The 10,786-nt window shown below is 48.7% G+C and carries 12 protein-coding genes; 1 reads left to right on the top strand and 11 read right to left on the bottom strand.

Features of this window, described 5'->3' with window-relative positions:
- Positions 1–250 precede the first annotated feature (250 nt).
- The 7 genes from EOJ37_RS09630 to EOJ37_RS09600 are packed head-to-tail and all read right to left on the bottom strand — an operon-like array spanning position 251 to position 5,359.
- Positions 251–1,411 (bottom strand): glutathionylspermidine synthase family protein, encoded by a 1,161-nt coding sequence (locus tag EOJ37_RS09630; RefSeq protein ID WP_127959705.1) that lies wholly within the window; start codon positions 1,409–1,411, stop codon positions 251–253.
- Between the two features lie 3 nt (positions 1,412–1,414).
- Entirely contained in the window at positions 1,415–2,065 is a 651-nt protein-coding gene (locus EOJ37_RS09625; protein WP_127959704.1) for a DUF1190 domain-containing protein, read from the bottom strand.
- Positions 2,059–2,457 (bottom strand): DUF350 domain-containing protein, encoded by a 399-nt coding sequence (locus EOJ37_RS09620; RefSeq protein WP_127959703.1) that lies wholly within the window; start codon positions 2,455–2,457, stop codon positions 2,059–2,061. The genes EOJ37_RS09625 and EOJ37_RS09620 overlap by 7 nt, the downstream gene beginning before the upstream one ends.
- Positions 2,458–2,475: 18 nt before the next feature.
- Positions 2,476–3,174 (bottom strand): DUF2491 family protein, encoded by a 699-nt coding sequence (locus EOJ37_RS09615; protein ID WP_127959702.1) that lies wholly within the window; start codon positions 3,172–3,174, stop codon positions 2,476–2,478.
- Positions 3,171–4,241, bottom strand: a complete 1,071-nt coding sequence (locus tag EOJ37_RS09610) for a potassium channel family protein (RefSeq protein WP_127959701.1) — start codon at positions 4,239–4,241, stop codon at positions 3,171–3,173. The genes EOJ37_RS09615 and EOJ37_RS09610 overlap by 4 nt, the downstream gene beginning before the upstream one ends.
- Before the next feature lie 2 nt (positions 4,242–4,243).
- On the bottom strand, positions 4,244–4,939 hold the full coding sequence (locus EOJ37_RS09605) for a PspA/IM30 family protein (RefSeq protein WP_127959700.1): 696 nt from the start codon (positions 4,937–4,939) through the stop codon (positions 4,244–4,246).
- Positions 4,940–4,951: 12 nt separating this feature from the next.
- Positions 4,952–5,359: a YjfI family protein gene (locus tag EOJ37_RS09600; RefSeq protein WP_127959699.1), complete on the bottom strand. Its 408-nt coding sequence runs from the start codon at positions 5,357–5,359 to the stop codon at positions 4,952–4,954.
- A 508-nt stretch (positions 5,360–5,867) separates the two neighbouring features.
- Here EOJ37_RS09600 and mtr point away from each other — a divergent pair.
- Positions 5,868–7,118 (top strand): tryptophan permease, encoded by a 1,251-nt coding sequence (gene mtr, locus EOJ37_RS09595; RefSeq protein WP_127959698.1) that lies wholly within the window; start codon positions 5,868–5,870, stop codon positions 7,116–7,118.
- 109 nt (positions 7,119–7,227) lie between these two features.
- Here the strand turns inward: mtr and rpoS are convergent, their stop codons facing one another.
- From rpoS to surE, 4 genes are all read right to left on the bottom strand, one after another.
- The gene (gene rpoS / locus EOJ37_RS09590; RefSeq protein ID WP_127959697.1) at positions 7,228–8,226 is read right to left on the bottom strand and encodes an RNA polymerase sigma factor RpoS; all 999 of its coding nucleotides are present in this window, start codon (positions 8,224–8,226) and stop codon (positions 7,228–7,230) included.
- Between the two features lie 54 nt (positions 8,227–8,280).
- The gene (gene nlpD, locus EOJ37_RS09585) at positions 8,281–9,246 is read right to left on the bottom strand and encodes a murein hydrolase activator NlpD (RefSeq protein WP_127959711.1); all 966 of its coding nucleotides are present in this window, start codon (positions 9,244–9,246) and stop codon (positions 8,281–8,283) included.
- Between the two features lie 88 nt (positions 9,247–9,334).
- A complete protein-coding gene (locus EOJ37_RS09580) occupies positions 9,335–9,961 on the bottom strand; it encodes a protein-L-isoaspartate(D-aspartate) O-methyltransferase (RefSeq protein ID WP_127959696.1) in 627 nt (208 codons plus the stop codon).
- Positions 9,955–10,716 carry a 5'/3'-nucleotidase SurE gene (gene surE, locus EOJ37_RS09575; protein WP_127959695.1) on the bottom strand — a complete coding sequence of 254 codons (762 nt, stop codon included), beginning with the start codon at positions 10,714–10,716 and terminating at the stop codon, positions 9,955–9,957. Before surE ends, EOJ37_RS09580 begins: the two co-directional genes overlap by 7 nt.
- Positions 10,717–10,786: the final 70 nt, after the last annotated feature.

Raw genomic sequence — 10,786 nt, 5'->3', positions numbered from 1 at the left:
CGGCACGCTGTGCGCTTAGCGCAGCAAATTGCTGTTCACGCTGCTGTTGTTCGCCCTGTAGCCGTTGCAACCCTTGCATCCGGCCCACTATTGAGGCGCCGAGCCGCGCCCCCAGCGGCTCTCCGTTTGGTGTTGTCGACATCGTTGTCGTCTCCTGTGGTTACTGTTCCGTGGCTGTGAATGTTGCAGGTGGTTCACCCCTTGGCACTGTTCTCCCCTTTATAATTTGCTCTGTGGGGGTAGGGTTGCTTCAACCAATATAGTGCGGAATAAAACGCGAGGTATCTTTAGTGATCAATGTACTATCTTCACGGATCCCCATGCCACACGCCTCATCATCTACCACCCAGCTACCAATTAGGGTGTAGCTGTCACCAAAGCGTGGCAGTGGCTTAAAGGCTTGATAGATGACCGGTTCATCGCCATAGGCTCCTGGTACCTGTTCGAGAACATTCTGTTGGCCATCAAGGATGCTCACGTTACAGCCCTCTCTTGAAAAGAGCGGTTTACGAACGACTTGTTCGTTGCTGGCTATCAGTGGCGGTTCACCATCAAACCAAGCCGGTAATAAATTGGGATGCCCCGGAAAGAAACGCCACAGCAGAGGTAGCAGCCCTTTGTTGCTCAGTACGCTTTTCCACAACGGTTCAATCCACTGCTCACGCCGTTTGCGCAGTAGCGGGCCGTTATCATCACGCATCATCCACTCTAACGGGTAGAGTTTAAACGCACGATGGATCACGTTGTCTGCGAGGTCAGTGAGGACGCCACCTACGCCTAGTCCCAGTTGTTCAATATGGATAAAGCGTGTTTCCAGTCCCGCTTGTTGGGCGCAGTCTTCTAGGTAGAGTACGGTGCCACGATCTTCATCACTGCCCTGGCAACAGCAGAAGTAGAGCGGATCACGGCTGTATAGTTCAGCAAAGCGCGTTATTAGGCACTCTTGGATAGCATTATATTGGTCGGCATTGCGCGGAATAATGCCGCTGTTGCGTGCATCTTCCAGCCATAGCCATTGAAAGTAGGCTGATTCATACAGTGAGGTTGGTGTGTCAGCGTTATATTCCAGTAGTTTAACTGGTGCATCACCACACCAGACGAAATCCATTCGGCCATACAGTGAGGGGTCACCTTGCTGCCAACTATCAGCAATCGCTTGCCAATAGAGTTCGGGAATGGCGAGTTGCTCCATAATTTGTTGATCTCGAACAGCACGGTCAACCACCTCTAGGCACATTTGGTGCAGTTCTGCAGTCGGTTTTTCAATCAGTTCCTCGATCTGACGTAGGCTAAAGCGATAAGCTCGGCTCTCATCCCAGTAGATCTCGTTGTCGATAATATGAAAGTTAAAGCCGTGCTCTTGGGCGACACGTTCAAGATTGGGGCGTACTGGCACAGCATGTCGCAACATGGTTCAGCCTCCCCACGATCCGCGTACACTCGATGAGCGACCATAGCCACCACGGGCAACTGTAGGTGCTTTTTCAGTACGTGCACTGGCTTGCTGAGAACGGCCGGTAACACTCTCTACTCGGCTGGCGGTTCTTTCAGTACGTGAAGCTCTCGTGGTTTCATAGTCGCCGTGCGGAGTTTGCCATACTGGACGTGAGTAGGTTGTAACACCGCTGCTGTAGGTGTAATGGCTATCCCGGTCTCTACTGGTGGCTTTGGCAAGTAGGAAACCTGCCATGACCGGCATCCAGCTCTGCGATGTACTGTTGAATTGGCAGTTAGCGAACTGTTTGTAGCACTGTTCCCAGTTCATTGACTGGGGCAGTTGCTGCTGAAAGTTTTTCATTGCTTCGGTTTTAGCCGTGTTGCAGACATCGAAGCTATTGTTGTCGTTAACGCAATCTTCTAGTGATTGATAGAAGACTTCTCCACTTTTGTTGTTATTGCAACCTTTTAGGGCCAGAAACAGTGCTCCACCCATCAGCGCTAGGGTCAGGTATTTCCCCGCATAGCGTCGTTGCGTCGGCTCCGGGGTGTTGTTCATGCTTTGCGGGGATGTGGTAAAGCGCTTGGCGCGATTGCGTGGTCGGGCTTTGTTGTGCTGTTTTACCATGTCATGCAGCCTGCGTTGAAAATGCCCCCACCCAATGCGGCTGCTCCCATAAACAGACCTGCAGCAATATTACGGTTAACGATTTTTTCACTCAGTGAGGGCATGTAGAGGCGTACACAGCCGTAAATTAACAGTTGTACTACCAGTGCAATACCACCCCAAGCAAAATAGTCAGGAATGCTGACCGAGTTAATTGCCGCACTGGATAACGGGATCACGTAGCCGAGTAGGGTGCCACTAAATGCCAGTGCCGCTGCAACATTGTTATCCTGGATTAATCGCCACTCATTATGCGGGGTGACTTTGGAGTAAATGATCAGAAATAGCACGACCATTGTCACACCGATAAAGAAATAGGCGCCAAAAGCAAGTAATGAATTAAAGATATGCATTGTCTTTTTTCTCTAAGGTTAAGCGATGACGTTGATTGAACCTAATGGGATATCAACCCCCAGTGCGCGTGAAAAGAGCCATTCCGGTTCGTCGCGTTGATTGAATGTCTCTTCTCCATTTAATAAAAGATATTCGTAGGTTTCATCAACAATCCGACGTTGATAACCCATGGTGAAATTGTGAACTTCCCATTGTTCATTATCCTGATTGATCACTGTTTCTAGCATGTAGATCGGTTCAATCGAACCTGCTTCGTCACGATTAAACATGCGTTGCCAACGCTGTTGTTGCCAGCGGAGTGTCTCTGTGCCGATCGATGATGGGGCGATGGTGGCAAGCCAGTTTTTTTCCTGGCTAATCGCTGAGCTATCTTGATAGATGAACAGTTTGATATCTTCAATATCATTGATCTCTGAGCCACCGGTGGTATTAATCTGCAGGAATTCATCGCCAGTAGTGTAATAACGAAAAATGCGGCTACCGTTGCCAAGATCGATTTCACCAACTGCGGCAATAATGAATTGTTCACCTGGTAACTTCAGTAATAACTGTTCGTTGAGTAGACGAAACTCCAACGTATCCAGTGTGAATCCTGCACTCAAATGTAGGCCTAGTGGTCCACGTGGGTTGGTTGAGTTTATCGCGCTGGAGGATGTTTTCGAGCGGTCAGAAATTTCACCAACTATCTGGCGCAAAAATCCGAAAATCTGTTTCATAGCGCTACCTTTATTTCATGCCAAGCGATTTCTTCAGGCAGAATGCGGCTATTGCCGATCAGATGCAGCCACATGCCACCATGCACTTCGGTGTTGATCACTGGGTTCAATTCCATACCTCGACCATTTTTATGGTGACTAATGCCTACCACCGTAGCGTCGTGGTATAGCTTCATGTAGCGCATCAGCGCGCCATACTGCAAACTGCTGATATTCTGCGGCAGTTGTAAGGCATAACCGGTATCACCCAGCGTTGGGTTGATGATTGAGGCGACGGATTGCGAAGAACCAGGATCTTGAATTGAGCGTGATAATTGCTCTGCCGAGAGGTTGCGCACAACTTCGATATGTGGGCAGTGTACTTCCAGTAGGCTGGCATAACGCTCATCTTCCAGATAGGCGACAATATGGCAGTTGGCCGGAGTGTGTTTGGCTAACGAAAGTGCGGCAGTAAATGTTTGCTCGTCAGTACGGGCGAAAATAATGATGCTCTGGCAACTGGATAATGCCATACGGCGATGTTCAGCCGGATCGTTAACATTACTGATGCGTAGAAAATCAACCCAGTTGTTGCCGGGTAGCGGGTGTTGCATCTCCTGCCATTCACACAATAACACCCGTTCAAATGCGCGCTGAGTGTCGTACAGTAGCAGTGAGATCATTTTTTCTGTTTGTAGTCCACGCCAACCGAACACCAGCATGTGGTTGTGTAAATGGCTATAATTTCCCATACCTGTCATACCTTTAGCTAACATTCCCTGTACTAGGGCAATCACTTTTCCCATCAGGGCACCAAATAGGCCAACACTGACTGGGATTTGCCAAAAGGCGGTAAATAACCGCCCTATGGCAGTTTGTGGGCTGAGATCACCAAATCCGACCGTCGAGCCAATCACCGAACAGTAGTAAACAAAGTCGCTGATGCGACCGACTAACTGGCTTTCACCTGCTGCACTGAGCACGAGGTAGCAGAACAGATATTGCCCAACAAACAGGCTGGCTAAAGCAGGCCAAGTTAGCCGTGTCAGGTGACGCTGACAGGCTTTGACTACCCAGATAAATAACATCGCTATTTACTTTGTTGACGCTGTAACCTGGCTAACACGTCTTGTGCTGAGCTTTTGTTCGGTCCACCAATACCCGCTTGTGCCAGTTTGTCATCCAATCCAGAGACTTCTGTTTTTTCCAGTTCAATCGCGGCATTCAACCTTGCCTGACGCTCGACCTGGCGTTGCTGAATACGTTTGAGCGATTCTGCAGCAGTTGACACATTAGACGCTGCGCCTACGGTTGAAACGGTGACGGCTTGTTGTGCGCGCTGCATTGCTTCGGTGGCTTTTACTACTTCAAGTTGTTGTTCAAACTGCTCAATACGTTGCGTGGTTGAGGTCACTGCTTTTTCAATGGCATCGCGTGATGTTTCTAGGTTGGCAAGCACTGCTTCTTCGGCAGCAATATTATTTTCCAGCCGGGCAATGCCTTCTGCGACTTCATTGAGCAAGGCCGCATCAACATTTTTACTGATTGCTTCCAGTGCGCGTGCTTCAAGGCTGGATTTGCGTTCATTAAGATCTTTCAATTTATTACGGCTCAGTTGCACTCGGGCTAACAGATCAACGCGTGATTTTGCCGCATTGTTGAGTTCGTTTTTGGCGTCGCGAATGTGTTGCTCTAGCAATTGTACCCCGCGTGTTTCTTCGATTGTTTCATCGATCTGGGCGACCCATGATTTGCTCAGCGTAAATAGATTTTTTAAAATTCCCATCAGAATCGCTCCTTATTGTGCTTGCATATATTCTTGCGTGATTTCGGCAATATCCAACGCGTTCTCTACCAGGGTTGTCAGTTCCAGCACGATATCTTCCAAGCTGGAGCCGAGAGACAGCGCACCAAACGCGATGTAATACTCTTGCTGTTGTAGGCGACAGATCCCGACAGAGGAGAGTGGTAGTAGTTTTTGGTTGCGCAGTAGAAACAGGTTAAATGTTGCCTGATCCTGAATGCTGTCCAGTGGGCAAATAAATGTTTCGAGGATAATTTGGCGCGAGGTGAGTAGTACATTAATTTTTAGGTCACCATGATCGTGCATGGTAATGACAAATGATGATTCGTTATTCTCAATACTGATGTTTAAATCGGCACTGTTGCGTAGTGCGCTGGCGAGTGCTGATGGAGTCCACTGCATACATGCTTTCCTTGTTCATTATTGAAAAAATATAACACACGTTAAGTTGTTTCCGGATGTTATCAACTTAAGCTATAGGATTCAATATACAGCTGTAATATCAATTTTTTTCTTGGGATAGCAGACGCTATTCCGCCAATTTGACGCACCGGTGGCGTGGCGTTTTTTACCCAGCTTGAGTGGTGATTGGTGATTTTATCGACATCGGTTGAGCTATGCCATCAAGCAGATCAAGGCGCGGATAAATAATGCTGGTAATGTACTAGTTTGGTGATATTCTCGCTCACTGTCCGCCGATGTTGACGGTGGAGCAATCAACCTCAGATGAGAACGGTTTGCTCAGTGACTCTGCGGACGATGACAGAACAATCTGTGTAGTCATGGAGAGACAATGGCGGTTAATTGCAGTGAATTGATGGCTGCCAGTACCTTGATGCAAGCGTACTCTCTGCACAGTAAGTAAAAAATTCACTATTCTGAAGGCCAGCTAAGCGAGGAGATTTCACTGATGGCTGATCCACATTCTCAACACCCGGCAAAAAACCCCTCTCTGCTCGGTGGTGCGATGATTATTGGTGGCACTATTTTTGGTGCTGGTATGTTTTCCCTGCCCGTGGTGATGGCGGGTGTCTGGTTTTACTGGGCACTTGCAGCACTGATTTTCACCTGGTTCTGTATGCTGCATTCTGGCCTGATGTTGCTGGAGGCTAATCTCAATTACCGTATTGGTGCCAGTTTTTCCACGATTACCAAAGATTTGCTCGGTAACGGTTGGAATATACTGAACGGTATTACGGTTGCCTTTGTGCTTTATATCCTAACTTACGCCTATATTTCTGGTAGCGGAGCGGTGATCCACCACACTTTGGGCAAAATGGGCGTCGATTTCTCGCCAGGTCTTGGTGGTACGCTGTTTGCCTTGATGGTGGCGTTTATTGTCTGGTTGAGCACCAAAGCTGTCAGCCGGATGACCACCATTGTGCTCGGTGCTAAGGTTCTCACTTTTTTTATGACGTTTGGTGGTTTGTTGGGTCATGTGGAGCCGGTAAAACTCTTCAATCTTAATGAGAGCAATCCGAGCTATCTGCCCTACTTACTGATGGCATTGCCGTTTTGTCTAACGTCGTTTGGTTATCACGGCAATGTGCCTAGTTTGATGAAGTACTATGGTAAAGATCCTAAGCGGATCCGTAGCTGTTTGCTGTTGGGTACCTTGATGGCATTGGTGCTTTATATCATCTGGTTAGTGAGCACAATGGGCAATATTGCACGTCCAGATTTTATCCCTATCGCAGAACAGGGCGGTAATATTGATGTGCTGGTTGCAGCATTAGGCTCGGTTCTGAACAGTGCATCACTTGACTTGATGTTGACCATTTTCTCCAATTTTGCAGTTGCCAGTTCATTTTTGGGTGTCACACTGGGGTTGTTCGATTATCTTGCGGATCTCTTGAACATCGATGATAGCCCTGTTGGTCGTTTCAAAACAGCGTTGATCACCTTCCTGCCACCGATGATTGGCGGTCTGCTCTACCCGAATGGTTTTATTCATGCTATCGGTTTTGCGGGTTTGGCCGCTACCGTTTGGGCGGTGATTGTTCCGGCATTGCTGGCTCATGCTTCACGTAAGCGTTTTGGTAGCCCACACTATCGGGTTTGGGGTGGAACGCCACTGATTGTGGTGGTGGTGTTATTTGGCTTGGTTAATGCGGCAGCACATATTTTGGCTAAGCTAAATGTATTACCGGTATATCAATGAGTTTTTTGTGCTGTTATGCCGTGTGTTGAGCGGTATTAGGTTGTTCAGCAGGCGCGGATGAAAAAAACCGGTGAGCAGGTTACTCACCGGTTTTGTGTTGCAAAGTACACTATTGGCGGAATAGAGCTTCGAGATTTAGCCCTTGCATCTGCATAATTTCACGCAGGCGGCGTAACCCTTCAACCTGGATCTGACGCACGCGTTCACGCGTCAGACCGATTTCACGGCCGACATCCTCCAATGTTGCTGCTTCGTAACCCAATAGACCAAAACGACGAGCTAACACTTCGCGCTGTTTGACATTTAATTCGAACAACCATTTGACGATGCTATGTTTCATATCATCGTGTTGCGTAGTGTCTTCGGGACCATTGTCTTTCTCGTCAGCCAAAATATCCAACAGCGCTTTCTCGGAGTCACCGCTTAATGGAGTATCGACCGAAGAGATACGTTCATTCAGGCGTAGCATACGACTTACGTCATCAACCGGTTTGTCCAGTTGTTCCGCAATCTCTTCTGCACTGGGTTCATGATCCAGCTTATGAGAGAGTTCGCGTGCTGTGCGTAAATACACATTCAGTTCTTTAACAATATGAATTGGTAAGCGGATTGTGCGGGTTTGATTCATGATCGCCCGTTCAATCGTTTGACGTATCCACCAAGTTGCATAAGTGGAAAAACGGAAACCGCGCTCGGGATCAAACTTTTCCACGGCGCGAATTAAGCCAAGATTACCCTCCTCAATAAGATCCAATAGCGCCAGACCTCTGTTACCATAACGTCGGGCAATTTTTACCACTAACCTCAGGTTACTCTCTATCATTCGGCGGCGAGATGGCAAATCGCCACGCAGTGCTCGCCGGGCAAAATAGACCTCTTCCTCTGCGGTGAGCAGAGGGGAGTAACCGATTTCGCCTAGATAGAGTTGTGTTGCATCCAATACGCGTTGACTAACACCTTGAGGCAAGAGATCTTCTTCTGCCAAATCATTCTCACTATCCTCTTCTGTGATCAGCACATGCTCGTCGAATGACTCGGCCTCCGTAACGTTTTCAGCGAAATCTGCATCATCATGTAACTCGTTAACTCTCAGCGCATTTTGGCTCATAAAACGGCTCCTACCCGTGATATCGCGAGCAGAATACAACGCATTCCACCCAATCTATCGCTGCGGAAGGTAACGCAGCGGATTTACGGATTTTCCCTTGTAACGAATTTCAAAGTGCAAGCGTGTTGAACTGGTTCCGGTGTTTCCCATTGTTGCTATTTTCTGTCCTGCTTTCACATCCTGTTGTTCCCGAACCAGCATGGTCTCATTGTGGGCGTAGGCGCTTAGGTAATCATCATTGTGTTTGATAATTATTAAGTTACCGTAACCCCGTAAAGCATTGCCGGCGTAGACGACCCGACCATCAGCGGTCGCAAAAATAGCCTGTCCACGGGAACCTGCAATATCGATACCCTTATTCCCTCCTTCAGATAAGGAAAAATTATCGATTACTTTGCCATTAGTTGGCCATTTCCAGCCTTTTACCGGCGCATTGTTGCTTGCCGCTGGTTGACTATTGGCAGTTTTACTGACTGATGGCACCGCCTTCGGCGCGGTAATGGGGGCCGCAGCTGAACCTGCTACAACAGGAGTTGAAGCTTGGAGTGGCTTGCCTCGAGCGCCATCATGATACGTGTTAGCTGATCGATTATCAACCGTTGAACCTTGCATCTGGCTAGCGGATGGTGGCCGAGGTAGGCCGTCGCTAGCGGTGATTACACTGCCCTGTTTCGCCTGGCTGCCTGCAGTGTAATCATTAGACAACTTAATTGTTTGTCCTACCTGTAGCTGATAGGGTGGCGAGATATTATTGCGCTGCGCCAGTTCGCGGAAGTCGTTACCGCTGATCCAGGCGATATAAAACAGTGTGTCACCATGTTGCACCCGATAGCTTTCGCCGTTGTAGCTTCCCTTCGGAATGGCATCATAACTACGATTATAGACGATGCGATCCTGCTGTTCCTTTGTCAAATGCTGACCAACGCTGCTGATCGGTGCTGGAGTGGGCTCCGGTTGTGAACAGCCAACCAGAGAGAGGATCAACACCGTATATAGTGTAGCTCGGCGTAAAATAATCATTGGGCTTACCGTGCGCATATTTCCCCCATGACAGTTATTGGTATAAATAATGTTCTTGGCATCGTTGTGCCTCTTGTTCTCACTGGTTTTAGGCTAAATCGCCTTTTACTAACGGTACAAATCTGACCGCTTCAATGGTATCAACGATAAAATCGTTGTCTCGGCGCTGAATACGCTGTAGTTGTTGTGCTTCTTCGCCCACGGGCGCGACTAGAATGCCGTTGTCATCTAATTGCTGTAGTAGCGCCGGTGGAATGGATGGTGGTGCCGCAGTAACGATGATGGCATCAAACGGCCCTCGTGACGGCCAACCGAGCCAGCCATCGCCATGACGGGTTGAAATGTTATGTAGATCAAGCAGCTTAAGTCGACGCTTGGCTTGCCACTGTAACGCCTTGATTCTCTCGACTGAGCAAACATGGTGTACCAGATGAGCCAAGATCGCTGTCTGGTAGCCTGAGCCAGTACCAATCTCTAACACACGTGAGTCGGGTTGTAACTGCAATAGTTCGGTCATTTTTGCCACAACATAAGGCTGTGAGATGGTCTGCCCTAAACCAATCGGTAGGGCAGTATTTTCATAGGCTTTGTGTGCTAATGCCTCATCGACGAAGCGTTCACGCGGTACGCTTGCAATCGCTTTTAACAGCCGTTGATCCTTAATCCCCTGCTGGCGTAGTTGAGCCAGTAAGGTTTGTACCCGTTTGTTTACCATCTGCTGCTAACCTCGGTGCGGGTTAGCCATGCATTAAGTTCATCACGTGCGCGATAGGCTGTCATGTCTACCTGTAGCGGCGTGATCGAGACGTAACCTTGCTCAATAGCGGCGAAGTCGGTGTCAGGGCCTGCATCCGACTTTTCTCCCAGCGGTCCGATCCAGTATAGCGTGCGACCGCGAGGATCTTGTTGGCGGATCACTTGATCAGCAGGATGACGGCTACCACAGCGTGTTACACGTATCCCTTTAATCTGGTTCAGTGGTAGATCCGGCACGTTGATATTGAGAATTTTATCGATACGTAACGGTTCAACCAGCAGTGTGCGCAGTAGGTGGCTGGTGATGGTGGCGGCGGTCTGATAATGCTCAGTGCCATGTAGTGATACGGCAAGCGCCGGTAGGCCGAGGTGACGCCCTTCCATTGCTGCGGCAACAGTACCCGAATAGATCACATCATCGCCCAGATTTGCCCCTGCATTGATGCCTGATACCACGATATCGGGGCCGGGCTGCATCAGCATATTGACGCCAAGGTAGACACAATCAGTCGGTGTTCCGCGTGGCACAACGATGTCGCCATTAGGGAGTGTTTGCGCACGCAGTGGTGATTCGAGCGTCATTGCATTTGACGATCCGCTACGGTCACGATCAGGTGCCACTACCTGTACGGAGGCAAATTGGCGTAGTGCCTGTGCCAATACCTGAATGCCTGGGGCACTGACACCATCATCATTGCTTAATAGTATCTTCATGTTAAATTTAACAACATTGCTGTTGGCAGTCAGCAGGCGCTTTAACTGCTACTGCTGCCGTTAAATACTG

Source organism: Serratia microhaemolytica (assembly GCF_004011885.1).
Classification (GTDB): domain Bacteria; phylum Pseudomonadota; class Gammaproteobacteria; order Enterobacterales; family Enterobacteriaceae; genus Serratia_G; species Serratia_G microhaemolytica.
Note: the sequence above shows the minus strand (reverse complement) of the source record. Positions and strands in the feature narration are given on the sequence as shown.